Below are 25778 nucleotides of genomic sequence, written 5' to 3'. Positions count from 1 at the left end.
TGCCCTCTCACCCGCGGCGGTTCGTCAGCGGGCGCCACCAGTCCTGGTGGTCCCGGTACCAGCGCACGAGGTCCGCGAGGCCCTCGTCGAAGTCCACCCGAGGCTCGTAGCCGATCGCGCGGATCTTGCCGCTGTCCAGCGCGTAGCGCCGATCGTGCCCCGGCCTGTCGGGCACGCGCTCGACCATCTCCCAGCCGGCGCCGAAGGCGTCCAGGATCCGGCGGGTGAGATCGATGTTGCTCAGCTCGGTCCCGCCGCCGATGTTGTAGATCTCGCCGGGCTCCCCCTTGTCCAGCACGAGCTGGATGCCCCGGCAGTGGTCGTCCACGTGCAGCCACTCCCGCACGCGGCCGTCGCCGTACAACGGCACGGGCCGCCCGTCGATCAGGTTGGTGACGAACAGCGGGACGACCTTCTCCGGGTACTGGTACGGCCCGTAGTTGTTGCAGCACCGGGTCAGCCGGACGTCCAGCCCGTATGTGCGGTGGTAGGCGCGGCAGAGCAGGTCGGCCCCGGCCTTGGCGGCCGAGTAGGGCGAGTTCGGCAGCAGCGGTTCCGCCTCCGTCCACGTCCCCTCGTCGATCGAGCCGTACACCTCGTCGGTGGACACCTGGACGAACGTGCGCACGCCCGCCTCCAGGGCGGCCTGCAGCAGCCGCTGCGTGCCCAGCACGTTGGTCGTCACGAAGTCGCCCGCACCGGTGATCGAGCGGTCGACGTGGGTCTCGGCGGCGAAGTTCACGACCACGTCGTGCCCGGGGACCAGCTCGGCCAGCAGCTCCGCGTCGCACACGTCGCCGTACGCGAACGTGAACCGCGGGTCGGCCTCGACCGGTGCCAGGTTGGCCGGGTTGCCGGCGTAGGTGAGCCTGTCCAGCACCGTGACCTCGGCGTCCTCGTAGCCGGGGTAGGCGCCCGACAGCAGCGAGCGGACGTAGTGGGAGCCGATGAACCCGGCCGCGCCGGCGACGAGGAGCTTCACGCGCGCACCTGCACTTTACTGTGGTCTCCGATCATGAGCTGGTAGGAGTTGGGCACCCCGGTCGCCCGCGTGACCTCCGCGTTGCGGCCGATCAGCGAGTGGGTCATGCCGCAGACGCCCCGGACGGCCGAGTCGGCGAGCACGATGCTGTAGTCCACCTCGGCGTCCTCGATCACGCAGCGCTCGCCGATGGAGGTGTACGGCCCGACGTACGAGCCGATGATCTTGGTATCGGCGCCGATCACCACGGGGCCGCGGATGACCGAGCCCTCCACGACGGCGCCGGGGGCGATCACTACGCGACCGCTGACCTCCGACAGCCCGTCCACGGTGCCCGCGACGTCGGGCTCGACCGCCTCCAGCACGATGCGGTTGCACTCCAGCATGTCCTGCAGCCGGCCGGTGTCGCGCCAGTAGCCGGTGACGAGGTGCGACCGCACGCGGTGGCCGGTGTCGACGAGCCACTTGATCGCGTCGGTGATCTCCAGCTCGCCCCGGGCGGACGGTGTGATCGCGCGCACGGCCTCGTGGATCGCGGGAGAGAACGTGTAGACCCCGACGATCGCCAGGTCGCTGCGCGGGTGCTCGAGCTTCTCCTCCAGTGCGACGATCTCCCCGCCCGGACCGAGTTCGGCGACGCCGTAGAACTGCGGCTCGGCCACCCGGGTGAGCAGGATGCGGGCGTCGCAGTCCTCCGCGCGGAAGGCGTCGACCAGGCCGCCGATGCCGCCGACCAGGAAGTTGTCGCCCAGGTACATGACGAACGGGTCGTCGCCGAGGAACTCCCGCGCGACGAGGACGCAGTGCGCCAGCCCGAGCGGGGCCTCCTGCTGGAGGTAGGTGACGTCGAGCCCGAACGCCGAACCGTCGCCGACGGCCTCGCGGACCTCCCGGCCCGAGTCGCCGACGATGATCCCCACATCGGTGATGCCGGCGTCCCTGATCGCCTCCAGACCGTAGAAGAGCACCGGCTTGTTCGCGACGGGAACGAGTTGCTTGGCCGAAGTGTGGGTCAGCGGGCGCAGCCGCGTTCCCTTTCCCCCCGCCAGAACGAGTGCCTTCACGTTTTTGGGTTCCTTCCCCAGAAGTTGGCCGGCCGGGCGATCCGCGGTTCCGGGCGGCCGACCGCCCGAAAATAACAGCCCGCGCAATCGGACGCGGATCGCCGCTCCCCGTTTTGCCGTACGGCGTGACGCGGGTTGCCGAGCTCAGACGTTGCCGGTCGCCCGACAAGCCCAGAATCGGTTGGCGAGGTAACTCAGGGAGCGGCAGTCCCACCACGGACACGCCGAGGAAGGTCAGCCCCACGGCGTAGAAGCGCAGGTAGCCGCTGATCCAGCCGGCTGCGCAGCCGCGGAAGACGACGAGCCGGTATGCCGGGTAGACGGCCACCACGGTGACGAAATGGCAATTCACGACGAGGAAAAGATAGGGCACCGAGTTCCTGGTCAGCAGCAAACCCAGGCCAAGAAGAACGTAATACACCCCCGCCGTTGCCGCGCCGGCCAGCGGGTATGTGATGCGCTGGCCGAGAAAGCCGGAAGGACCGCGGCCCGAATTCTCCGGGCACTCCGGCTTTCCAGTTCGAGCATGATTGAATCACTCCGGGTTGCCGCCGACGCCGGCCAGCAGGAGTGTAATCGCCGGTGCCGATGAACCGCGCTAACGAACCGGGACTTCGTCGCCGGGCCGCAGGTCCAGCAGGATCGCCGACATCTCCAGCGCGTGCGTGCAGGAGGTGGTCAGCAGCGCGTGGCCGGCGCCGGTCAGCTCGCGCAGGAGCGCGGTGGCTCTGCGGGTGAACGGCCCGTCGCCGCAGGTGGACCCTTGGCGCAGGGCCTCGGTGAGGTAGCCGACCTCGTTGTCGCAGACGTGGGTCCGGTTGAAGGGAACCGCCGTCAGGCTGGTTGTGCTCACCTCCGGTAGTGAACATCTGCGGAGATGATGACGGGTGTGGTGAAGCTCGCCTGCTGCCACCCCGCCGGGGACTCGTTGGTGAAGGTCACGCTGGCGAGCTTGGCCCCGCCGGCCGTCCAGAGGCTGCCGATGTGGAGGCCGCGCGGCCGAGGGACAGCTACGGGGCCGCGACGGCCTGGCCCGGGGTCGCGACGACGGCGGCCGAGGTCCTTGATTGCCACACCTGTGCCGATGATCTATAAGAGGGCGGCCATGAGCTGCCCGAACGCCGACTCGGCGTTGACGCTACTGCGCGCCTTCACTGATGACCACCCCCACCTTCATCCGTAAAAGCCCGGACGGGGAAATATAGCGCTTTCATCGATATTGCGGCCCCACTCATGTGACGGGCGGGATGACGGGGAGATGTTTTCACACCGGCCGGGAACTCGCCGATAGCGGCTCATAAAGGGGCGAGCCGGTAGCCGATGACGCGTCGAACGCCCACGCTTTCTCGAACTCGCCGTCGGATCCAGCCGGAATGGCATTTCGAGTATTTACTCAGACCTTAGTTCGCGGTTGCCGGACAACCCGCACGGCCGATTGACCGGTGTGATTTACTGCGACGCCGTAGAGCAACCATCCGATTACCCAGCGGGCATACTTTTTCGCCGAAACGACGAATGCCCGAGTAAGGAAAACCGAGGAATATGGCAACCCTCACCTCCATCGGCCACGCCGGGCTCGCCGTCGAGGCATCCGCGTTCACCCTGGTGTTCGACCCGTGGATGAGCCCGCACGGCGCCTACATGGGATCATGGTTCCAGTTCCCGCGTAACGATCATCTCGACGTCAAGAGCCTGACCTCGGCGACCTATGTGGCGATTTCGCATGAACATCTGGACCACATGGACTCCTGGTTCCTCGAACAGCTCAGCGACGAGACCACGGTGCTGATCCCCACCTATCCGTCGGACACGCTCATCGATCGAATCCGGGAGACCGGTGTCACGAATATCGTCAAAATCGCACCCTGGGAGCGATTCACCCTGAACGACGGGGAATCGTGGATCACCACGATTCCCCAGCCGTCTCCGCTGTATCACGATTCGGCGTTCCTCATCGTGGCCGAGGGCAGGTCGGTGCTGAATTGCAACGACGCCAAGCTGATCGCGTCGCAGACCCGCCGCGCCAAGCACATGGCGGGCGGCCGGCTCGACGTCATGGCCGTTCAGGCCTCCTCGGCGACCTGGCATCCGATGCGCTACTCCTACGACGAGGAGGAGGAACGGCGCATCGCCATGGAGAAGCGGATCGCCAAGCTGGTCTCCGTTCAGCGCCTGATACGTGCGACGGGGCCGGAGCTGGCCATCCCCTTCGCCGGCCCGCCCTGCTTCCTCGACCCCGAGCTGCGCGACATCAACTGGGTGCTGGACACCGAGAACGGAGCCTTCGTCCACCCGGAGGCCGCCAGGAGCTGGCTGAGCGAGCGCCTGCCCAGGCAGGTCTTCGAGACACTGAAGCCGGGTGACCGGCTCGACCTGGAGACCCGCGAGGTGACGCGCGACCCCGTATCGGCGCGGTTCAGCTTCACCGAGGGAGTCGAGGAGTACATCCAGCGCTACGCCGAGGACCGGGCGGAGATCCTCGAGAAGCTCCACGTCGAGTACCCCGAACCGGGCCCCGACTTCCCTGAGCGCTTCGTCAACCACTTCGTCCGGCTGGGCTCGCTCAGCACGTACTTCCTCAAGCACATCGACATGACGGTGCGTTTCGAGATCACGGGACCCAACGGCGGAGTCTGGGACGTCCGGATGAACGCGGACGGCCTGGCCATCGGCCCCGCGACCACCGAGCGGCCCGGTTACACCGTCAGCGTGCAGGGACGCTGGGTCGAACCGATCCTGGCCGGCGAGGTCGCATGGGAGGACCTGCTGCTGTCCCTGCGGATCCGCCTCCACCGCGACCCCGATGTGTTCAACGGCTACCTGGTCGGGCTGCTGAAACACGCCAACGCACCGGCGCTGCAGGCGATCGAGGAATACGAGACCGGCAGGGACGAGGGCGAGCGCATCGTCGTCACCGACGGCGACCGGACCTTCGAGATCGCCAGGTACTGCCCGCACGCGGGTGAGGACCTGTCCGAGGGCGCCGTCATCGAGGACGGCAAGGTCCAGTGCCTCGGCCACTTCTTCACCTTCGACCTGGCCACCGGGGAATGCGTGAACGCACGCTGTAACCCTCTGGCGACCCGTGAGATCACGGCGTCCTGAGCACGACCGTTGCGCGGTATCGAGGGCATCCGGCGCGGGCTGAGCCCGCGCCTCCACGATCGCGACCAGGAGGTACCGTGACCGGCGACCGGCAGGCCATCAACGAACAGCACCGGCGGCAGGCGAAGCTGCTCTGGGACTACCACCGGATGGGCCACTCGCCTCGGCCCTGTGACGTGGCCATCGGCCTGGGCAGCCACGACCTCGGCGTGGCCGGGCACGCCGCCCGGCTGTACCACGAGGGGCTGTTTTCTCGCCTGGTCTTCACCGGGGGCAACAGCCCGGGGACGCTCGCCCGCTTCCCTCGCGGCGAGGCCGTGCACTATCGCGAGCACGCCCTGCGACTCGGCGTCCCGGACGAGGTGATCCTGCTGGAGCCGAGAGCCGCCAACACCGGGGAGAACATCACCCTGTCGCGTCGGGTCCTGGCCACCGCCGGGATTCGTCCGCGGTCGGTGCTGTTGATCTCCAAGCCGTACATGGAGCGGCGCTCGTACGCCACCGCCCGCAGGCTCTGGCCCGAAGTCGAGGTCGTGTGCTCATCCGAACCGCTGACACTCGCTGATTACGTCAGGGCCATCGGTGACGAGAAGTTCGTGATCGACATGCTCGTGGGCGACCTGCAGCGCGTCATCGAGTATCCCGGGCGCGGGTTCGCGATCGCCCAGGAGGTCCCGGAGGTCGTGCGCGCCGCCTACGAGGCGCTCCTGCGCGCCGGTTTCGACAGCAGGCACCTGGCCTGACCTCGGGCGTGCCGTCCGAGATGGTCCACGCAGTACGAATGTGCACGCACGCGTAAAACCGCGGCATGAACACCGCCGCGCATGAACGTCACTTCCCGCCGGCGCCCGCCCCGCCGCCCAGACTGACAGCGGTGGGGCGACTCGGCACCGGCGCTTTCTAGCATCGCCGCGGCCGAGGCCGGCGAACATCCTCGCGGAGGACCACGCCCCGGCGTCCGATCGCGTCCCTGGACAGCGCCTGGAGGATCGATGTGCGGGATAGCCGGAACGGTGTCCACGCTGGCCCCGGACCCCGATCTGGTCCGCCGTATGTGCGACGTGATCGTCCACCGCGGTCCCGACGGCGCCGGCTACCACGACGACCCGCACGCCTCACTCGGCATGCGCCGCCTGGCCATCATCGACGTCGCCACCGGTGACCAGCCCGTCCGCAACGAGGACGGCACCATCGTCGCCGTCTTCAACGGGGAGATCTACAACTACCCGGAGCTCCGCCGCGAACTCGTGGCCAAAGGACACCGGCTCCACGGCCAGGGCGACTCGGAAACCCTCGTCCACCTTTATGAAGAACACGGCGCCGACCTCGTCCACCGTCTTCGCGGCATGTTCGCCTTCGCCATCTGGGACCGTGCCCGCCAGCGTCTGCTCCTCGCCAGAGACCGTGTCGGGAAAAAACCCCTGTACTGGCGCGCCGACGGGACCGCCGTCCACTTCGCCTCCGAGCTCAAGTCCCTTGCTCAGGATCCCGGGCTGGCCCGCGACATCGACCCCGTCGCCCTGCACCATTACCTGACCTACCAGTACGTCCCCGCCCCCTGGTCGATCTACGAGGGCGTGCAGAAACTGCCTCCGGGTCACCTCCTCATCTGGGAGCGGGGCAGGGTGTCCGTACGCCGCTATTGGAGCCTCGGCCGAACCGGAGGCGGCCCGGTGGACGAGCGGGAGACCGAGGAACAGCTCCGGGAGCTCCTGCTGGAGGCGACCCGGATCCGCATGGTCAGCGAGCGTCCCATCGGCGCGTTCCTCTCCGGCGGCGTCGACTCCTCCGCCGTCGTCGCGGCCATGGCCATGCAGAGCTCCGGACGCGTGAAGACCTTCTGCATCGGCTTCGAGGACAGCAGGTACGACGAGCGGGACATGGCCCGCCTGGTCGCCGGCCGGTACGGCACGGACCACCACGAGCTGGTGGTGTCCGCCGACCTCCTCGACATCCTGCCGCGCCTGGCCTGGCACTTCGACGAGCCCTTCGCCGACTCCTCCGCGATCCCCACCTTCTACGTCGCGCAGCTGAGCCGCAGGCACGTCACCGTCGCGCTGAACGGCGACGGGGGCGACGAATGCTTCGGCGGCTACCAGCGGTACGCCCTCATGAACCAGGCCCGGAGGATCCCGGCCCTGCCCGGCCCGCTCGCGGCGATGTCCTCGCGGGTCGGCGATCTAATCACCCGCAGGAGCCACTCGCGGTCGCGCCTTCGGCGGCTCGGCCGGTTGATGCGCTTCGCCGCGGAGCGTCCCTCCCGCCGCTACGCCGGCCTCATGTCCTGCTTCACCTCGGAGCAGAAAGCCGAGCTCTACGGCGACGCGCTGCGTGACCGGCTGGCGGAGACGGACAGTCACCTGCTGCTCGACGCGATCTACCGTGACTCCTCGGCGGACACCGACCTCGGGCGCGTCCTCGACGTGGACGTCCTGAGCTACCTGCCCGGCGACCTGCTCGTCAAGGTGGACATCACCACGATGGCCAACTCCCTGGAAGCCAGATCGCCGTTCCTGGACCACCGCCTGATGGAGTGGGCGGCGGCCCTCCCCCCCGGCCTGCACACCCGTGGCACCCGGACCAAGATGTTGCTCAAGCGCGCGGTCGCCCAGTGGCTGCCGCCCGAGCTGCTGAACAGCCCGAAGCGGGGATTCGGGGTTCCCCTCGCCGCGTGGCTCCGCGGCGAGCTGCGCGAGCTCGCCCACGACATGCTCACCGACGGCACCGCGCGGGGCAGGGGCCTGTTCCGGCCGGAGGCCGTACGGAGCCTCCTGCGCCGGCACGCGGCGGGCGAGGACCACAGCGGCCACCTGTGGACGCTGCTCCAGTTCGAGCTGTGGCACCGCACGCACGCGGAGGCGGGCGGACTCCTCACGGCGGAGGCCGGCTGCCCCCTAACGGAACCGTGACGCAAAGGCCGCCCCTGCTGACCGGCACCGGAAAGGAGCCCTCCGCAGAGGGCTCCTTTCCGGTGCCGGAGGGCTATCCGGCACGGCTGCGGGACAGGAGTTCGCTGTAAATCTCGATGTGTCTGTCCACCATGGCGTCGAGGGTCAGGTGACTCCTGGCCCATGCCTGGGCCTTGACCGCGAGATCACGAGCGCGGTCGCGGTCCACCAGCAGGGTGGCCAGAGCGTCGGCCAGAGCGGCGGCGTCACCGGGGGGGACGACCAGACCTCGCCCTTCGAGCAATTCGGGGGGCCCGCCGGACGCGGTGGCGACGACAGGAACGCACGCGGCCATCGCCTCCATCACGGCAGTGCTGAGCCCTTCGCTCACTGACGGCAGAACGAAGACGTCCGCGCGCCGCAACAGGGCGGCGACGTCTTGACGGACCCCGAGAAAACGGATGTCCGCGGACAGTCGCCGTGCCTGCTCCTCGAGACCCTTACGTTCGTCCCCGTCGCCGACCAGGAGCAGCGTGCCGGCGACCCCTCGCTCCTCCAGCAAGGCCATGGCTTCGATCAGGTATTTGTGCCCCTTCGAACTACGCAGGTTGGCGACACAGAGGAGCACGGGCAGGGCAGTGTCGACGGCAGCCGGCATGACTTCGTCGAACGCCTCCGGCGCCAGTCCGTTGTAGACCGTGGTGATCTTGTCCGCGTCCAGCCCTTCCTGGCGTACCGTGTTCTCGGCCACCGCCCGGGAAATGGCGATGACGCGATCCGTCATCCGCATGGCGACGCGCTCGACGGCGAGCATCGCCTTCTTCTTGCCGGTTTCCTTGTAGAACCCCATGTTCCGCCGTCCGGCCACGACCACGGGCACTCCGGCAAGCCGGGCTGCGGGCGCGATTACCACGTACGCGTAATACAGAAAGGCGTGGACCACGTCCGGCTTCTCCCGCCGGAGCAGACGAACCAGACGGGCGAAAGCCGCGAAAGTGTTGGCCGGGTCACGAGGAATCTCACGTCCACCCCGGAATCCGAGGTAGACGACAGGGATGCCCTCGTCTCTCAGCGCGGCTTCGTGCGGCCCGCCGCCGAACATCACGAGCACGACTGTCTCGATGCCCCGCCGGTGCAGGCTCCGCGCGAGAAGAACGAGCTGATTCTCGGCTCCCCCGAGAGCCAGTTGATCCGCGACCAGGAAGACCTTTTTGAGACGCGCTCCTGAAATCGAGGCCTGCGCAGCTGTTTGTTCCGTACGCATCTACGAGACTCTTTCAGTCTAGGATGGCTTCAGTCGGGTATCACGCTGATCAAGGGGCTGTTTCTCGGCGGCACGGACTCGATGGGCGACACCGGAAATGCTCCGCCAGCAGGGCCCTTCACCTGAATCAGGATCGCCCGCACGGAGCGGGCGTCGTCGGCGACATCGCCGTACGACCGCAAGAAATTGCGCAGTTCTGCTCTCGGCATTACCCCCGGCGATTCAGGCGGAACCAAGCCGATGCGGGGTCACGCGGCCTGGGTGGGACGTGCCGCCGAATCCGGAAGGCGGACGTGTGGGTCGGCCGATGCGGGGTCACGCGGCCTGGGTGGGACGTGCCGCCGAATCCGGAAGGCGGACGTGTGGGTCGGACGTGATGACGCGTCGCAGCGACGTAATCCAGAATCCGGTGCCGAGGATGGCGATCAGCAGCCTCCCCCACGCGAAGAGAAGCGCCGTCGTCAAGGCCGCGGTGGACGTCCAGGCCGCGATGAGCAGCGCTGCGACGAGCAGGGCCGCCTCCGCGCAGAGATAGGCGAGCCGCCAGCCCGGCTTCCCCGTCGCGAGGGGAAGAACGTTGCACCAGCAGACCAGGCCCTTCACGCACGCGGCGCCGAGCAGCAGCACCGCGACCACGCCGGTGTCGGCGAACTCCGCGCCGTAGGCCATGGCGATGACGGGGCCGATCAGCGGAAGCCCGATGGCGGCCGTCAGCGCTCCGCCCCCCGTCATCAGCAGCGTGGTACGCACGATGTCGCGTCTGATGACGGCCGCGCCGGCTCCGCGCGCGATGGCCTGGGCGAGTCGTGGATACAGCATCGCCGCGACCGGGGTGGCCAGGGTGGCGTAGAAGCGCCCGGGAGCCATTGTGATCTTGAGTATGGCCACGAGGGGTGGTCCGCCGACGAAGCCCGCGATGGTGAGGATGCCGGTGTCGGAGATCCCCGCCACGATCGTGCCGATCGAGGTCGGCAGGGTGAACCGGACCATCCCCGCGGGTAGCCGTGGGCTGCCGACGGCCGGGCCCAGTGACCGTGCCACCGCGCGCGAGGCGAGGAGGCAGAGCACCGCGGCGACCAGGAGTGCGCCCACCGCCTGACCGGCCAGATAGAGCACAGGTCCACCGGTGAAGAGCCCGGCGAGCGACAATCCGAACGAAACGAGCGCGCCCTGCACGCGCAGGAGTCCCGACACACGCAACCGGTCCGCGATGGCGAACCCCGTGAACGCCATGCCGTACGGGGCCATGACACCGCGGCCGGCGACCGAGAGGACGAGCATGAGCGCGAGGTCCGCCGAGAGGATGCCCGAGATCCACGCCCCGAGAACCGCGGCGAGGGCGACCACGGTCGCCGCGAGGGCGATCCCGACGTCCAGGCGCAGCAGGCGCAGGAAGAGCGCGCACCCATGGCCGGTCCGCTCCTGCTCGATCGGGACGAACCGCTGGGTGGCCCTCTCCAGACAGGGATCGAACACGAGGAACCAGAAGTTCGCGAGGGACTGGGCGAAGATGACATGCCCGGAGGTCTCGGCCCCGGTCACCCGGACGAGGGCGATGAGGCTGAGCGTGGGAAGCACGGTCTCCCCGAGCCCGGCCGAGCTCAGCGATGTGAAGGTGAGCAGATGCCGCCCACGCGGGAGCCGAAGCCGGCGGAGAGAGCGGCTGAGAAAGGTTGTCGACATGGCCTACGAACCCTCGCCCTCCAGGCCTCGGTCACTTTTGATCAAAACGGCTACGCGCTGACGCAGATGTTTCACCTCGCCGCCATGAGACGAGGTCACCAAGGGCGACGTCGTCGTGGAGGACAACCGCGAACGGAGAAAGTCACCGGGTCCCCAGAGGTGCCTCACGCTTCTCCGGTGCGCCGAAGGCGACAGGTCAGGTCAGGCACATGAGCGCAAGTCTGGCGACAGATATGCCGGGAGCCGGGGCCGACGCGGCCCGCTCACCGTCTCATTACCGGAATCTGATCGGGGCGAAGCACTCCCGCCCAGTTCGTCCCCGGAAGGTCGGCCGGCGACCTGGTCGCCGCTCGGACCGGGGAATGACCTTTTACGGGACTTGGTATACCGAGCGGCCCTGCGTTCAGCGTGCTTCACGCCCTTCCCCGTTAGATTGACGGACGTCCCGGAACGTCTCGGCCACCGATCTGCGGGTGATTCTTTTGGAATACGTGGTCATCGCGATAACCGCGGCGATACTTGTTCTTCTCGTTCACGCCTTCATCGACCGGGACACGGCACGGCTCGTCCTGCCGGTGCTGCTCCTCGCGTTCGCCGTACGGCTCATCGTCCATCTTCTGGTCGTTCGCTCCGGCCTTCTGCCGTACGGCGGCGACAATCACACCTATGAGCACAGAGCGATGGAGATCGTCGCTTACTGGGACCGCGAGGGCATCCAATTCGTCACCTCGGCTCAGATAAGCGGCATCTATTCCGTCACAGTGCCCTGCAATCTTTTCGCGCTCATCATCTACCTGTGCGGCGGTCCGGCTCCCCTGGCGTGTACCGCGGTGGTGGCACTGATCGCCTGCGCACTGTGCATCGTCGTCTACCGGTTCGCGAGGATCATCGGGGCCGACGAGAGGTCCTCCTTCCGGCTCCTCGCTTTGACGGCGTTCATGCCCTCGCTTCTGCTGCACACGGCGAGCACGTACAAAGACGGCTTCAACGCGTTCCTCGTCGTGACGTGCCTCTACCTGGCCGCCTCGAACGTGCAGAAATTCGGTATCCGGAAGGTGCTGCTGCTCGCACCGCTGCTGTGGGCGCTGTGGAATGTGCGCCCCTACATGGTGTTCATGTGCGGGCTCCCGCTCCTCCTCGGCTTCGTCGCGTCCAAGCGCGCTCTCCCCTTGTGCACTCTCGCCCTGCTCGCCGGTGTTGTCTCCCTCTTCGTGTTCTTCCCCGAATCAACGCAGTTCGCAGCCGGGTCGTTCCAGGAACAGCTCGACCAGGGACAGTCCGAAGCGGTGCGCAGCGAGAACGCGGCGGGAGGCTCCGGTGTCGTGTTCGACGACGGCGGAAATCCATGGAGCGCGATTGTGCCGAAGCTTGTCTATACGCTGCTGTCGCCGTTCCCCTGGATGGGCGGCAGCCTCGTGCTGCAGCTCGGGAAGATCGAAACGCTGGTCTGGTACTTCCTCCTGTTCTGGGCGGCGCGAGGAGTACGCGACCTGTGGCGCCAGGACCGCCGAGTGTTCATGGTCATCCTGCTCTTCGTCGTGCCCTGCACGATCGCGTATGCGACGAGCATGTCGAACATCGGCCTCATCTTCCGGCAACGGATGCCGATCGTGATCGCCGTAAGCCTGCTGTCCGCGTTCGCCTGGGCCCGGGCGGCGCAGCGCCGCGGCCAGGTCCCGTCCGGCGACTCACCTCACCCACCCGTCAGCACAGCCAGGATCCTGACATGAGAATTCTTCATATCGCCTATCGGCTGCCGCCCGAGCCCGGAGGTATGGAACTCCATATCGAACGGCAGATCCGCGCCCAGGTGCTTGGCGGCCACGAGGTGGTCGTCGCGCATCGTCGCGGTGCGCCCCTGCGGGACACCGAGTCGCTGCCCCTGACGCGCACCGCGGCCAGCTGGGTGGTCTCCCGTAAGTCCGACCAGGTCGCCTTCGCGATGGAGTGCGCCGCCGCGCTCCATCGCATGGGCCGGCCAGAGGTCATCCACCTGCACGGCGATCATCGGGAGGCGCTCGCGCTCGGCCCCGCCGCGCGGCGCCTCGGCATTCCGCTCGGGCTCCAGATCCACGGCGCCCTCGCGACGCACCACCGCTGGATCATGCCCTGGGCGTTCCGCCATGTCGGCGGATTCCTGGTGGCGGGGACCCGTCCCAGGGGGGACCTGCTGGCCATCGGCGTGCCCGATCCGCTAATCCGAATGACGTCGGCCGGTCTGGACCTGCGGCGTCTGACCGGGTTTCGTACGGATGCCCACGTCGAGCGGGGATTGATCGTCAGCGTCGGTTCCCTGATCAAGGCGAAGAACCATGCCCTGACCATCGAGGCGTTCCACCGCGTCCGGAAGGCCCGGCCGGACGCGCGCCTCGTCATCGCCGGGGACGGGCCGGAACGCGACCGGTTGCGGCGGCTCGCGGCGGCCGGTCCGGGGATCGAGTTCACCGGGCACATCTCCCCCGACCGCGTCTACTCGCTGGTGAGCCGGGCCCAGATCCTCGTGCACTCGTCCCGGAGGCTGCTGGGCATGGGTGAGGGGATACCCAACGCGGCGCTGGAAGCACTGGCGCTGGGCACCGCCCTTCTCGTCTCCTCGGACGCCTCGCTCGACCCCGCGGCCCCTCCGGACGCATACCGGATGTTCCGTACGGGGTCGGTGGACGATCTGGTCGCCCAGCTCCACACTCTCCTCGAAGACGACGAAGCACGGCAGCGGATGATCGAACGAGGCGTCCGCGCCGCGGAGGCGCTGGATTGGCCGCTGGTGGCCGCGCGCGTCGAGCGCTGGTACGACGCGGTCATCTCCCGCCGGGTGCCCACCACGGCGGCGTGATGGCGGGGCCGGCGCGCCGGGCAGGCGTGAGAACACCGCCCTGCGCGGCGACGCCACCTGCCCGTCAGACCCCCACGCGCCCGGCCAGCTCCTCGTAGAGCTCCTCGAACCATTCCGACGTCGTGACCATGTCCAAGCCGTCCCCATCGGCCAGGGCTCCGGCCCGCAGTTCACGATGGGTCCGCGGCTCCATCGCCTGGATCACGGCACCGGCGAGGGCGCCGGGCGATCCCGGCTCGGTGAGGATGCCGTTCCGCCCCGAAGTGACCAGGTCGGGCAGTCCGCCGACCCGGGTGGAGACCACCGGCACCCCCGCCGCGAGCGCCTCCATCACCACGACGGGCAACCCCTCGTGGTGGGAGCTGAGGACGAGAAGGTCGGCTGCCGCGATCAGCCTCCTGGCTCCGGACACCCGCCCGAGGACGCGCACCTGCCCGGCGAGACGCCGCTCCCGCACGTCGCGGACGACCGCGTCCCGCAGCGGCCCTTCCCCCGCCAGCAGGAAGACGGCGTCCGGGCGGGCCCGCACCACCTCGGAGGCCGCCTGGACGAGCATGCGGTGGTTCTTCTCGGGGCGGAAGTTGGCGATGGTGACGCACAGGAAGGCGCTTTCGGGCACGTCGAACTCGCGCCGCACGCCGGCCGCCCGTGCGGCCCACTCCCGCTGGTCCCCCACGTCGACCCCGTGAATCCGGGTCAGCAGACGACGGCAACCCGCGACGGCGCGAGAGCGCGCCACCGCCGGCGACACGGCGACGGTACGGTCGTCCAGCAGACTGCGGGTGAGCCGGTCGAGGAACATCGTCTTGCGCCATCGCACGCCGTGAACCGTCGACACGAGGACGGAGCTGCGCCTGGTGAGCCGCACGAACGGGCGCAGCACGATGCCGGGCGCCGGAGAGTGCACGTTCAGCACATCCGGCGCGATCCGCCGGACCGTCGCGGCAAGCCTGGCGTAGACCAGCGCCCGTGGGCACGAAGTGAGATCGACGACCGTCACTCCGGCCGAGCGCAGGCGCTCGATGAGCTCACCGGTCGACGCCCGCAGGCAGATCACCGTGTAGTCCACAGCGCTGTCCACGATTCGCCTCCGGGCCGTCACCAACCGCTCGACGAGCAACACTTCGGCGCCTCCGGGATCGAGGGTCTTCACGACCTCGCACACCCGGAGACGGGTCGTGCCCGGGCCGACCGGCGCCGCCACGTCAGCGTGGCCGGGGCCGGAATTGGAATGACAGTCCATGTGCTCCGCCTACCGATTTTTTATCCGCGCCATCCGGGATCGCGGGTTTGAAATGCCCGGGGACCGCGCTTCGCCGACTCGGCGAGCGCGCCGGAAGATACGTAAAAGGAAATCACCGCGATATGCGCAGGCAAGCGAAACACGGCGCTCTTGGCCGGTCCTTTCCATCGGAGTCGCACTGCCCGCCTGAACGTGGTCCGACAGTGGGCGACAGCGCCGTTACCTGCAAGGACGTCCGGCTCTCACGGGGCAGTGGGCCCTCGATCATGTTCGGGTACCGAAATCGGAAACTCTTCGCCGACACGGTGAGCGCACCGATGCGAAGATCCGCGTGCCGGTTAGTTTCTCGGGCGTGAGGCAGGCTTATCAGCGAGGGACCCTATGAAGCCGGACCGCCGGATTCGCGTCATGGAAATCATCGCCCGCATGAATGTGGGCGGCCCGGCCACGCAGGTTCTGGGACTGTCCAAGGGGCTGAACTCCGAGGAGTTCGACCACCGGCTCTACGTCGGCCACGTCGGGGACGCCGAGGGCGACCATCTGCGCCTGCGTGACGCGGCCGTGCCGGTGCACCGGGTGCACGGCCTCGGCCGCTCGATCAGCCCGGCGAACGACGTGCGCGCCTTTTTCCGGCTGGTCCGTGCGATGCGCGAATTCCGGCCGCACATCGTGCACACGCGTACGGCCAAGGCGGGCGCGCTCGGCCGGACGGCGGCCCTCCTGTCGGGGGTGGGGGCGGCGCGGATCCACGTGTTCCACGGGCATCTGCTGCACGGCTACTTCTCCCCCGCCAAGCTGCGCCTCTACATACGGACGGAGCAGGCGCTCGCGTCGATGTCGGACCGGCTGGTGACCGTCGGAGCCCAGGTCCGTGACGAGTTGCTGGCCGCCGGCATCGGGCGGCGAGAGCAGTACGTCGTCATCCCGCCCGGCGTGCGGCTGGGCCCGGTGCCCGGCAGGGAGGCGGCCCGGGCCGAGCTCGGGCTCCCGCAGGACGCGCCGGTGGTCGCCTACGTCGGGCGGCTCACCCGAATCAAACGGCCCGACCGCTTCCTCCAGGTGGCGGACGCGGTCCTTCGCCGCATACCCGGCTGCCGGTTCGTCGTCTGCGGCGACGGCGAGCTGAGGCAGGAGCTGGAGCAGGGGATCGGCTTCGCCCCGGACTCCTTCCACCTGCTCGGATGGCGCAAGGACGTCGAGACGGTCTACTCCGCCGCCGACGTGGTGCTGATGACCGCCGACAACGAGGGCACCCCGCTGACGCTCGTGGAAGCGGGCATGGCCGGAACACCCGCGGTCTCCACCCGCGTCGGCAGCATCGCCGAGATCGTGCGCGACGGCCACACAGGACTGCTCGCCGCCACCGACGCGGCCGAACTCGCCGAGCACGTCGTGCGGCTGCTCTCGGACACCGCCCTGTCCCGCCGGATGGGCGAGGCGGCCCGCGAGTGGACGACCGGCGCGTTCGGCGTCGAACGCCTCGTCTCGAACACCGAAGCCCTTTACCGATCACTTCGCGGCGCCTAGCGGCACCGCCTTGTCTGAAAAGAGCAACATATGAGGATTCTTGTGACGGGCGGCGCCGGTTTCATCGGCGCGAATCTCTGCCGCGTGCTCACCACCCGGCCCGAGATCGAGAGCGTCACCGTGCTCGACGACCTGAGCACCGGCGACCGGCGCAATATCGAGGACGTGGGCGTGGAACTGGTGACCGGGAGCATCCTGGACCGGGAACTGCTCGGCGACCTCGTCTCCCGGGCGACCACCGTCGTGCACCTCGCCGCGCGGCCCTCCGTGCCCAGGTCCCTGGCGGACCCGATGGCGTCGCACACGGCCAACGCGACGGGCACGCTCCACGTCCTGGAGGCGTGCCGGGCGTCCCGGCCGCACCTGATCCTGGCGTCCTCGTCCTCCGTCTACGGCGACTGCACGGAACCGTACAAGCACGAGGACCTGCCCACGCGCCCGCTCAGCCCGTACGCCGCGAGCAAGCTCGCCACCGAGGCGTACGCCGTGGCCTACGCGGCGAGCTTCGGCCTGCGGGTGCTGCCCTTCCGTTTCTTCAACGTGTACGGGCCCATGCAGTCGTCAGGCCACGCGTACGCGGCGGTCATCCCGGCGTTCGTGACCGCCGCGCTCGCCGGCGAACCGGTGCCGATCCACGGGGACGGCACCCAGGCACGGGACTTCACCTACGTCGGGACGGTCACGGCGGTGCTCACCGAGGCGGCGGTCCGCGGGGTGGCGAGCGGCGCCCCGGTGAACCTCGCGTTCGGGTCGCGGACCTCGCTGCTGTCCCTGAAGGACGCCCTCGGCGCGGTGCTCGGCCGCCCTGTGGAGGCCACGTTCCTCCCCGCGCGCGCGGGTGACATCCGTGTGTCGCAGGCGTCTTCCCGGCGGCTTCTCGACCTGTTCCCGGGTGTGCGGCCGGTGCCGATGGACGAGGGGCTGCGCCAGACCGTGGAGTGGTTCGAGAAGACCTTCGGGCCGCACCGCTGACCTCGTCCCTTCTGACACGCGTTCCGCACGCCGTCTTTCACATCTCAAGCACACGTCCCAGGAGGATTCGGTGACTAACGCACCAAGGCGGACCTACCTCATCACGGGTGGAAGCGGTTTCGTCGGCTCCCATCTGACCGACGCGTTGCTCGCCCGCGGCGACTCGGTCGTCGTGCTCGACGACCTGTCGACAGGCCGGCTCGACAACCTCACCCCGCACCCGAACCTGCGTTTCGTTCAGGGATCGGTGCTGGACACCCTCATGGTCGACGAACTCGTGCGCCAGTGCGACGTGGTCGTCCACCTCGCGGCGGCCGTCGGGGTCAAGCTGATTCTCAAGGAGCCGCTGCGCTCCTTCGTCACCAACATCCGCGGCACGGAGACCGTCATCGAGGCGGCCCACCGTTACCGGCGCAAGATCCTCGTGACGAGCACGAGCGAGATCTACGGCAAGAACACCGGCGACGCCCTCACGGAGTCCGCCGACCGCATCCTCGGCAGCCCGGCGCTGGCCAAGTGGTCCTACAGCACGGCGAAGGCCGTCGACGAGATCCTGGCCAACACCTACCACAAGGAGCGCGGCCTGCCGACGATCGTCGTGCGGCTGTTCAACACCGTCGGCCCCCGGCAGAGCCCCGCGTACGGCATGGTCATCCCCGCTCTCGTCCGGCAGGCGGTCACCGGGCAGCCCCTCACCGTGTACGGCGACGGCACCCAGACCCGCTGCTTCGCCCACGTCAAGGACGTGGTCGACGCGCTGGTGCGCCTGCTGGACCACGAGGGCGCGGTGGGCCAGACGTTCAACATCGGAGCGAGTCACGAGGTGAGCATCCTGGAGCTCGCCAAGCTCATCGTCGAGATGACGAAGAGCACGTCGGGCGTCGAGCTGGTCCCGTACGCCGAGGCGTACGGGGAGGGCTTCGAGGACATGGCGCGCCGTGTTCCCGACACCACCAAGCTGCGCGGGCTGACCGGTTGGTCACCCAGCCGGACGCTCGACGACATCCTGACGGAGACCATCGCCGAGGCCCGCGCGGAGCCGGCGGCTCCCCTGCGGTGAACGGCTCCACTGTCCTGGCCGCCGCGGTCTGCGGCTTTCTGCTGACCGCGGCGGCCACGCTCGTGCTGCGACGGGTAGCGCTGCGCTGGGGAATCGTCGACCGGCCCGGGGGGCACAAGTCGCATCGGCGGCCCACTCCCTACCTGGGCGGGGTCGCCATCGCGCTGGGCACCCTCCTCCCGCCGATCGCACTCGCCGGGCCGGCCGTCAGGCCGGTCGCCGGCATCCTCGTCGGCGCCCTGGCCATGGCCCTGCTCGGCCTGATCGACGATCTCATCCCGCTCCCCCCGCTCACCCGGCTGGCCGTACAGGCACTGGCGGCCGGCGTCGTCGTGGTGAGCGGGGTCGTGGCGCCGCTCACCGGCACCTGGCTGGACCTCCTGGTCACCCTGGTGTGGATCGCCGTGGTCACCAACTCCTTCAACCTGCTCGACAACATGGACGGCGCTCTCGGCGCCGTCGCCGTGGGGTCCGCCGCGATCCTCGCGGCGGCGGCCTTCGTGTCCGGCCAACCGGTGCTCGGGCTGCTCCTGACGGCCCTGCTTCTGTCCGTATTGGGGTTCCTGCCGTTCAATTGGGCGCCCGCGAAGATCTTCATGGGGGACGCCGGCTCGTTGTTCATCGGATTCGTCCTCGCCTCCTCGGCGGCCCTGCTGGTCACAGGCCGGGGCCCCGGCACCGCGATCGCGGGCCTGCTCCTGCCGACCTTCGTCGCGACCGTCGACACGGGAGTCGTGGTGCTGTCGCGCACGAGGGCCGGGCGGTCGATCATGCAGGGCGGGACGGACCACCTGTCCCATCGGCTGCACAAACTCGGTCTCAGCAAGCGGCTCACCGCCCTGGCGCTCGCCGTCCTCGCGGCCGTGACCGGGGTGCTGGACCTGCTGATGACGCTGCGCTGGATCTCACCGCTCAGCGCGTCGCTCATCGGGCTGGTGGCCGCCTCCGTTCTTATCGGCCTGCCGCAACGGGTGCGGGTCTACCCGCCGCTCCGCGCACAGTCCTCTCACCTCGCCAGACGGAAATGACATGGAACTGCTCTATTACGTGCGACTCATCCGCAGGAACTGGCTGCTCCTGCTGCTCTCGCTCCTCACCGGGGTGACGGCCGCGCTCGTCATCACCGCGAACACGCCGCCCAAGTACGTCTCGACGATCTCCATGCTGGTCTCCGGCGACGACAGGGAGGGCAGCATCTCCGCCGCCCTCCAGGCCGGAGCCCTGTCGCAGCAGCGGGTGCAGTCCTACGCCACCCTGCTTACCAGTCGCCGGGTGGTCGGCCAGATCGCTCACGGCGCGGACGTCTCCAGCCTCCAGGAGAGCATCACGGCCGAGTCCATCCCCAGCACCTCGCTCCTGCGCGCCACCGTCACCGACACCGATCCGAGGCGCGCCGCGGCCCGGGCCAACGCCCTGGGGGCGGCCTTCTCCGCGCTGGTCGACCAGCTCGAGCGGCCCAGTGCCAAGAGCCGGGCCACGGTCCGGGTCTCCGTGGTGGACGCGGCGGAGGTCCCGGAGGCACCGGTGTCTCCCAAGCCGCTGCTCAACGTGGCGCTCGGACTTCTGCTGGCGCTGTTCGCCGCCATCGGCGCGCTCGTGCTGCGCGATCGCCTGGACACGAGCATCAAGACCCTGGAGGCGCTGCAACAGGTCTCCGGGAGCTCGGTTCTCGGGATGATCAGCTTCGAGCGGGACGCCCGGCAGCACCCGCTGATCGTCCGCGGGGACGGCCGATCCTCACGGGCGGAGTCCTACCGATCCCTGCGCACCAACCTGCAGTTCATCAAGGTGGACAAGCAGCTCAAGTCGCTGGTGGTGACCAGTTGCCTCCCCGCTGAGGGCAAGTCCTCCACCTCCGCCAACCTGGCGATCACGATGGCCCAGGCGGGCCGGCGGGTGATCCTCATCGACGCCGACCTGCGCCGCCCCCGTCTCGCCACCTATCTCGGCATCGAGGGCGGCACCGGTCTCACCGACGTCCTCATCGAGCGGGCTCGGCTGCACGACGTCATCCAGACGTGGGGGCAGCCGGCCCTGTCCGTCCTGCCCAGTGGCAGGATCCCGCCGAACCCCAGCGAACTGCTCGGTTCCCGGGGCATGCGCTCGGTGCTCGCCCAGCTCACCGAGGAGTACGACATCGTGATCATCGACGCGCCGCCGCTGTTGCCGGTCACCGACGCCGCGGCCCTGTCCGCGGTGTGCGACGGCGCCCTGCTCGTCGTACGGCACGGCAAGACGCGGCGCGAGCAGGTGGCACGCGCCGAGGAACTGCTGTCGTCGATCGACGCCCGTCTCGTCGGGACGGTTCTGAATTTCGTGCCGGCGAAGCGGGGCGACTACTACGAGTACCGCTACACCCAGGCCGAGCAGGAGACGCCGAAGCTTCCCGAGCCGGTGGAGGCATGAGCGGGCGAACCGGGCCCCGGAGCGGCCGCGCGGAGCGGAGCTGCGGGGGTCAGGGCGCCGGCACCTGTCCGAGCAGGCGCAACGGAACGGCGAGCGCGTCCACGATACGGCGCGCCGCCTCCCGGTAGGCCCTGCGGGAACGCCCGTAGGGGTCGGCGATGTCGGGCTGGTCCACCCGGACCAGCCCTCGCAGCGCGTGGGCCTCATCCAGCAGCGCCCGCGCCCGCCGTACGGGGTCCCGATGGCGCAGGAGGTTCTCGGCCGGCACGGCCTCGGCCAGCGCGCCGAACTCGGCCATGGTGAAGGACAGCGGCGCCGAGCGCGGACGCAGGGCCACCGCCGCGGCGCGGTGCTCGGACGAGGCCGCCAGCACGAGATCGGCGCCGGCCACCGCCTCGGCGGTGAGCGGACGTGACGCGAAACCCGCCGGGTCCCCGCCGAGCCGCAGGAGCACCGTCCGTGCCCGTTCGGCCATCGGCAGCCCCGCCCTGGCGCGGGTTCCCGCGCTGCCCACGCGGATCGGCGAATCCGGTCCGAGCGCGGCCAGGGCGAGCCGTTCGGCCATGGCCGACCTGCAGATGTTCCCCGTGCACACGAACAGGACGCGGAAGGTCTCCGCGTCCTTCGGCCTGCTGTCCGTGTCCGCGTCCGTCTCCTGCGCCGCGGTCTCCCCCGCATACGTACGTTCCATGGGCGGGACGTTAGGCCGCTCCCGGCGCGCCGCCGTTCGCGGCACGCCGGGTTTTACGGTTCCTGTCGGTGCCCCCCTGGGGCTCGTCAGGAGGAGCAGCCCCTGCTGTCGGCCGTCACCCTCGTCCGCTGCGGGCGGACGAGCGGCTGTGAGGGCACCACCGGGGCCGCCGCCGAGTACGGTTCGAGCAGGTCGATCTCCAGCGTCCTCGACTGTCCGGGCGCGAACTCCAGGACCTTGGAGTAGACGGGATGGGACCGCTCGGTCTCCGCGTAGTACGAGATGGGCCGCCCGTCGAGCCGCACCGCCGTGGCCTTCGCGCCGACCGCCGCGTACAGCGACACCCAGAGCAGGTTGGACCCGGCGGCGTGCGGGTGCTCCGGGTCGTCGAGCCGGTCGGTCACGTACGTCGGCAGCGGCCCGCGCGGCGCGTCGTTGGTCAGCCGGATCCGCACCCGGGAGGTGCGCTGCCCGTCCGGGCGGCACGGCCCGAGCTCGTAGGTGAGCGAGCGGTCCAGGTAGTAGTCGAGCTTGGTGCCGGCCGAGTTGTTGACCACGAGCCCGGCGTACGGCCCCCGCCGCTCGGGCAGCACCCCGCCGAGGGGGGTGGCCGCCAGGCGGCGCTGCTCGTCCTCGTTGCGGCTCCAGACGCGGAGCCGGTGCTCGCTCACCATGCGTGAGAAGGCGGGCAGCAGCCGCGCGGGCTCACGCAGCGATCCGGTCAGCGCCTCGCTGACCGCGCCGGCGATCCTGATCAGGTATTTCTTGCGCTCGGCAGGATCGGGATAGCGGGCGTAGGCCACCCGTTCGGTGAGGTCGACGACGTTACCGGCCGTCACCGTTTCGCCTCCGGGAAGTCTCACCGGCCCGATCGCGCCCAGGATGTAGGACAGGCCGACCGGGTCGGTCGCGATGGCCCCGTCGAGCTCCTGGCCGGTCTGCCGGCGCCACAAGCCGGTCCAGGTGGCCGCCGCGTAGGGAAAGTGCGGGGACAGGTTGGACACCGACAGCGTGGTGGTCGCGCCCCGCCCGTACCGCGAGGCGAACCCCTGGCCGTGGTCGGCGACGGGCTTCGCGCTCGCCGCCATGCCGGTGTTGGCCGACAGCCGCGTCACCGACACCCTGCCGCCGTCGGCCTTCAGGATGCCGAACGCGCCGACGAGGCCGCCGGTGCCGCGGGCCTCGGCGTTGGTCTCGAACGCCAGGAAGTAGCGGCGGGGGCCGCCGCGGCCGAGCATGGGCGGCAGGAGGGCCGCGGCGTCCGCTCCCCGGCTCAGCAGGCCCCTGAGCCGGACCGTCTCACGGAGCACGGTGTCACGCGCGCCGTCCAGGGCGGCCAGCCCCGTCGACGCCGGCGTGCGCGCGACACGTGACCTCGCCGACTCCACGCGGACGACACCGTCGCGCAGCACGGGTGCCATCGCGTCGAGGGCGGCCAGCGCGCGCCGCAGGTCCCCCGGCGACTGCGCGCTCGGAGACAGCAGCGGCGCGGCCGCGCGCTCCACTCCGGTCAGCACGTCGGTGACGTCCGCGACGGACGCGGCCAGCCCCCTGGCCGTCGCCGCGCCGTCGCCCACCAGGGGAAGGTGCGTGAGCATCGCCCAGTAGAGACCGCCGGTCAGCCGCCGCGCCTCGGCCGCGTGGCCGCGGGCTTCGGCGAGCGTCACGGCGGCGGAGCGGGCCGCCCCGAAGTCGCCCGGCCGCAGCCGGAGCAGGGCGGCCCGCGTCGCCTCCAATTGGTCGCGCACGCTCAGCCCGAGGTGGGCCGCCCAGCCCCCGGCCAGCACAAGGCCGAGGGCCAGCGACGGCAGACCGATGACGACCAGCCGGCGATTTCTCCTACTCGGCACCGCTGGACCGGCGACGCCGCGCGGACATCAGCGTGCAGCCCAAGGCCACCGCCAGCAGGCCGGCACCCGCGGCGGCCACGCTCATCGGCGCACCCGTGAACGGCAGCTGCGGGCCTGCGGCCGGGCCGCCCGCGGCCTGCGCGGGACCGCCCCCGCCCATGGTCTCCTCGGGGCCCATGCCCGCCGCCTCGTCCTCGAAGTCCTCCTCGTCGAAGTCCTCGTCGGAGGTCTTCTCCTCGTCCGTCTCCTCCTCCGGCATCGCCTCTTCGACTTCCTCCTCCGGCATCGCCTCGGGCGCGGCCTGCTGCACGGCGTTCTGCACCGGCATGACCCCGCCGGCGCCGCCCGCACCGGCGGGTGCGACGACAGGCTGCGCGTTGCTGTTCGTGGTGTCGTTGTTGGTGTAGGCCTGCGGCCAGTTCCAGCCCTGCCAGTTGTTCTGCGGCCATATGTTGTTGGGCTGCGTCACCTGGTTGTCGCTCACCACCACCGGCTCCGTCGGCGTCTGGACGTTCTCCACCACGACGGGCCTGGGCGGATACACGCCGTCGTCCGACGGAAGGACGGTGAAGCCGACGGACTGCGCCGCCGCGGCCCCGGGGATCCCGAGGGCCAGGCCGCCGACGACCGCCGCCGCCACAAAGATAGGTATTTTAGTTCGCGCCACTTGGACTCCCGATAACGCGCGCTCAATTGCTTGAGCATTTGCCCTGATTGCCAGCGACATTTCGCTGCTCGACTGTTATATGTGTCGCGGGAAGGCTTGCTCCATAACGGCGCACGGTGCTTACCGAAGGATCGTCCATGTTTTCGCTTCATTGACCACGAGCGCGTCGCCGCAGTTCGCGGTGGATGTGCAGCACACGGTACGGCCCGCGCCCGCTGTGGGGGGCGGGACACGCGACGGGCTTACCGCTCCTGTGCTCGACGTCCGGACAGCGAGCGGCCCTCCGGCACGAAGACGAGGGCCGACGACGGCGAACTGGCGGTTGTCCTCGCCGTTTACTTCGCGCGTGCGGAGCGGCGGCGCTTGGAGACCAGCAGGGCGCAGCCGAAGGAGAGGGCGGCGGCGAGCAGGCCCGCGCCCGCGGCGGCGACTCCCGTCGGCGCCCCCGTGAACGGCAGAGCGGCGCCACCGGCCGGACCACCCGCGGGCATCGCCTGCTCAGGGGTCACCCTCATCGGCGTCTCCGGCACCGTCTTCTCCGGAGCCTCCTCGGGCCCCTTCTCCGGCACGTTCTCGAGCTCGCTTGGGCCGGGCGCGGCCTGCGGCGCCCCCGGGGCGCTCTGCACGGGGTTCTGCGCGGGGTTCTGCGCGGCGTTCTGGACCGGGGGTATCCCCGCGTTGCCGCCCATGCCCGGAGGCGCGACGACGGGCTGAGCCGGCGCGTTGCCGTTCGGCGTCCGGTTGTCCGTCCAGACGCCGGGTCCGTTGTTCCACACCGGCCCCCAGCCGTCGTCGACGCTGGGCTGTGTGACCACCTGAGTCTCCGGCACAGACGTCGGTCGCTGCTCCTGCACCGCCACCGGCACGACCGGTTCGACAACGGCGTCCGCGTCGATGGGCCTGGCCTGCGCGTCCACCACGGGCTCGGCCTCCCCCCGAGCAGGCTCGGCCGCGGGCTGGGACGGGGTCTCCGGCTCGGCCTTCACCACAGGCTCGACCCGGCTCTCCGGCTTGGTCACCGGCTGGGTAACGGGCTTGGTCACCGGCTGGGTCACCGGCTGGGTCACCGGCCTGGCCTCCTCCACAGCAGGCTCGGCCGCATCGGTGGCAGGGAAGCAAACGCAATCCGCCTCTGCCGCACTCCCGATCGCCGCGTTCACGGCAGGCTCGACCCGCACTCCGACGCCGGCCGCGGCCGTAGCCCCCACTCCCAACCCCAGCCCCAGGCCCAGCCCGAGGCCAAGCGACAGGTGGCCCGCGTGCGGGTGGGGCCGGTTCGAGCGCCTCTCCTCCTGGGCTGCACCGCCGGCGTTTCCGTTCCCGGCGACCTCGGGGTCGCAGGGCCCGGGCCGACACCGATCCGGATGGGTGGCGAGCCCCGGCGCCGAAGAGCGGGGCTGGGCATTGGCGATGCCGTTGGCGCCGAGTGTCAGGCCGCCCGCAACCGTCACCGCCAGGAGAACAGGTACTGTGTTTTTTCGCGTCATTTCGGACTCCCGATGTAGCCGGCTCAAGCGAATGAGCATTTACTGAGTCACCAGCG

At 69.7% G+C, this 25778-nt stretch carries 21 protein-coding genes; 10 read left to right on the top strand and 11 right to left on the bottom strand.

Annotated features, from left to right (window positions below):
• Positions 1 to 7: 7 nt before the first annotated feature.
• The 4 genes from rfbB to ACWEQG_RS24550 all read right to left on the bottom strand — a co-directional run bounded on the left by rfbB (position 8) and on the right by ACWEQG_RS24550 (position 3120).
• The gene (gene rfbB / locus ACWEQG_RS24565; protein ID WP_452288070.1) at positions 8 to 982 is read right to left on the bottom strand and encodes a dTDP-glucose 4,6-dehydratase; all 975 of its coding nucleotides are present in this window, start codon (positions 980 to 982) and stop codon (positions 8 to 10) included.
• Positions 979 to 2046, bottom strand: a complete 1068-nt coding sequence (locus ACWEQG_RS24560) for a glucose-1-phosphate thymidylyltransferase (protein WP_452288068.1) — start codon at positions 2044 to 2046, stop codon at positions 979 to 981. The genes rfbB and ACWEQG_RS24560 overlap by 4 nt, the downstream gene beginning before the upstream one ends.
• A 598-nt stretch (positions 2047 to 2644) precedes the next feature.
• Complete coding sequence (locus ACWEQG_RS24555) at positions 2645 to 2899, bottom strand: DegT/DnrJ/EryC1/StrS family aminotransferase (protein ID WP_452288066.1); 255 nt, start codon at positions 2897 to 2899, stop codon at positions 2645 to 2647.
• Positions 2896 to 3120, bottom strand: a complete 225-nt coding sequence (locus ACWEQG_RS24550; RefSeq protein WP_452288064.1) for a DUF4082 domain-containing protein — start codon at positions 3118 to 3120, stop codon at positions 2896 to 2898. Before ACWEQG_RS24550 ends, ACWEQG_RS24555 begins: the two co-directional genes overlap by 4 nt.
• Positions 3121 to 3588: 468 nt before the next feature.
• Here ACWEQG_RS24550 and ACWEQG_RS24545 point away from each other — a divergent pair, with 468 nt between their 5' ends.
• The 3 genes from ACWEQG_RS24545 to asnB all read left to right on the top strand — a co-directional run bounded on the left by ACWEQG_RS24545 (position 3589) and on the right by asnB (position 8060).
• Positions 3589 to 5151: a Rieske 2Fe-2S domain-containing protein gene (locus ACWEQG_RS24545; RefSeq protein WP_452288062.1), complete on the top strand. Its 1563-nt coding sequence runs from the start codon at positions 3589 to 3591 to the stop codon at positions 5149 to 5151.
• Between the two features lie 77 nt (positions 5152 to 5228).
• A complete protein-coding gene (locus ACWEQG_RS24540; RefSeq protein ID WP_452288060.1) occupies positions 5229 to 5894 on the top strand; it encodes a YdcF family protein in 666 nt (221 codons plus the stop codon).
• A gap of 249 nt (positions 5895 to 6143) precedes the next feature.
• Positions 6144 to 8060 carry an asparagine synthase (glutamine-hydrolyzing) gene (asnB, locus tag ACWEQG_RS24535; RefSeq protein ID WP_452288058.1) on the top strand — a complete coding sequence of 639 codons (1917 nt, stop codon included), beginning with the start codon at positions 6144 to 6146 and terminating at the stop codon, positions 8058 to 8060.
• Between the two features lie 73 nt (positions 8061 to 8133).
• Here the strand turns inward: asnB and ACWEQG_RS24530 are convergent, their stop codons facing one another.
• On the bottom strand, positions 8134 to 9303 hold the full coding sequence (locus ACWEQG_RS24530; protein WP_452288056.1) for a glycosyltransferase: 1170 nt from the start codon (positions 9301 to 9303) through the stop codon (positions 8134 to 8136).
• Between the two features lie 315 nt (positions 9304 to 9618).
• Positions 9619 to 10881, bottom strand: a complete 1263-nt coding sequence (locus ACWEQG_RS24525; RefSeq protein ID WP_452288054.1) for a lipopolysaccharide biosynthesis protein — start codon at positions 10879 to 10881, stop codon at positions 9619 to 9621.
• A gap of 587 nt (positions 10882 to 11468) precedes the next feature.
• Between ACWEQG_RS24525 and ACWEQG_RS24520 the strand changes: the two genes are divergently transcribed.
• Together ACWEQG_RS24520 and ACWEQG_RS24515 are read left to right on the top strand one after the other, a co-directional pair.
• Positions 11469 to 12716, top strand: a complete 1248-nt coding sequence (locus ACWEQG_RS24520; protein ID WP_452288052.1) for a hypothetical protein — start codon at positions 11469 to 11471, stop codon at positions 12714 to 12716.
• Positions 12713 to 13819, top strand: coding sequence for a glycosyltransferase family 4 protein (locus tag ACWEQG_RS24515; RefSeq protein ID WP_452288050.1), 1107 nt, complete (start codon positions 12713 to 12715; stop codon positions 13817 to 13819). Before ACWEQG_RS24520 ends, ACWEQG_RS24515 begins: the two co-directional genes overlap by 4 nt.
• A gap of 64 nt (positions 13820 to 13883) precedes the next feature.
• Here the strand turns inward: ACWEQG_RS24515 and ACWEQG_RS24510 are convergent, their stop codons facing one another.
• Entirely contained in the window at positions 13884 to 14900 is a 1017-nt protein-coding gene (locus ACWEQG_RS24510) for a glycosyltransferase (protein WP_452288048.1), read from the bottom strand.
• Between the two features lie 570 nt (positions 14901 to 15470).
• Between ACWEQG_RS24510 and ACWEQG_RS24505 the strand changes: the two genes are divergently transcribed.
• From ACWEQG_RS24505 to ACWEQG_RS24485, 5 genes are all read left to right on the top strand, one after another.
• Complete coding sequence (locus ACWEQG_RS24505) at positions 15471 to 16589, top strand: glycosyltransferase (RefSeq protein WP_452288046.1); 1119 nt, start codon at positions 15471 to 15473, stop codon at positions 16587 to 16589.
• A 30-nt stretch (positions 16590 to 16619) separates the two neighbouring features.
• Positions 16620 to 17561 (top strand): NAD-dependent epimerase/dehydratase family protein, encoded by a 942-nt coding sequence (locus ACWEQG_RS24500; protein ID WP_452288044.1) that lies wholly within the window; start codon positions 16620 to 16622, stop codon positions 17559 to 17561.
• 70 nt (positions 17562 to 17631) lie between these two features.
• Positions 17632 to 18621 carry an NAD-dependent epimerase/dehydratase family protein gene (locus ACWEQG_RS24495; RefSeq protein WP_452288042.1) on the top strand — a complete coding sequence of 330 codons (990 nt, stop codon included), beginning with the start codon at positions 17632 to 17634 and terminating at the stop codon, positions 18619 to 18621.
• The gene (locus tag ACWEQG_RS24490) at positions 18618 to 19649 is read left to right on the top strand and encodes a glycosyltransferase family 4 protein (RefSeq protein ID WP_452288040.1); all 1032 of its coding nucleotides are present in this window, start codon (positions 18618 to 18620) and stop codon (positions 19647 to 19649) included. The genes ACWEQG_RS24495 and ACWEQG_RS24490 overlap by 4 nt, the downstream gene beginning before the upstream one ends.
• 1 nt (position 19650) lies before the next feature.
• Positions 19651 to 21027 (top strand): polysaccharide biosynthesis tyrosine autokinase, encoded by a 1377-nt coding sequence (locus ACWEQG_RS24485; protein ID WP_452288038.1) that lies wholly within the window; start codon positions 19651 to 19653, stop codon positions 21025 to 21027.
• A 49-nt stretch (positions 21028 to 21076) separates the two neighbouring features.
• On the opposite strand, the gene ACWEQG_RS24480 is transcribed toward ACWEQG_RS24485, so the two are convergent.
• From ACWEQG_RS24480 to ACWEQG_RS24465, 4 genes are all read right to left on the bottom strand, one after another.
• A complete protein-coding gene (locus tag ACWEQG_RS24480; RefSeq protein ID WP_452288037.1) occupies positions 21077 to 21718 on the bottom strand; it encodes an arsenate reductase/protein-tyrosine-phosphatase family protein in 642 nt (213 codons plus the stop codon).
• 86 nt (positions 21719 to 21804) lie between these two features.
• The gene (locus ACWEQG_RS24475) at positions 21805 to 23568 is read right to left on the bottom strand and encodes a DUF4012 domain-containing protein (protein ID WP_452288035.1); all 1764 of its coding nucleotides are present in this window, start codon (positions 23566 to 23568) and stop codon (positions 21805 to 21807) included.
• On the bottom strand, positions 23558 to 24208 hold the full coding sequence (locus ACWEQG_RS24470; protein ID WP_452288033.1) for a hypothetical protein: 651 nt from the start codon (positions 24206 to 24208) through the stop codon (positions 23558 to 23560). Before ACWEQG_RS24470 ends, ACWEQG_RS24475 begins: the two co-directional genes overlap by 11 nt.
• A 362-nt stretch (positions 24209 to 24570) precedes the next feature.
• Positions 24571 to 25302: a hypothetical protein gene (locus tag ACWEQG_RS24465; RefSeq protein WP_452288031.1), complete on the bottom strand. Its 732-nt coding sequence runs from the start codon at positions 25300 to 25302 to the stop codon at positions 24571 to 24573.
• Between the last annotated feature and the right edge of the window lie 476 nt (positions 25303 to 25778).

The organism is Microbispora sp. NPDC004025 (genome assembly GCF_053604425.1).
Note: the sequence above shows the minus strand (reverse complement) of the source record. Positions and strands in the feature narration are given on the sequence as shown.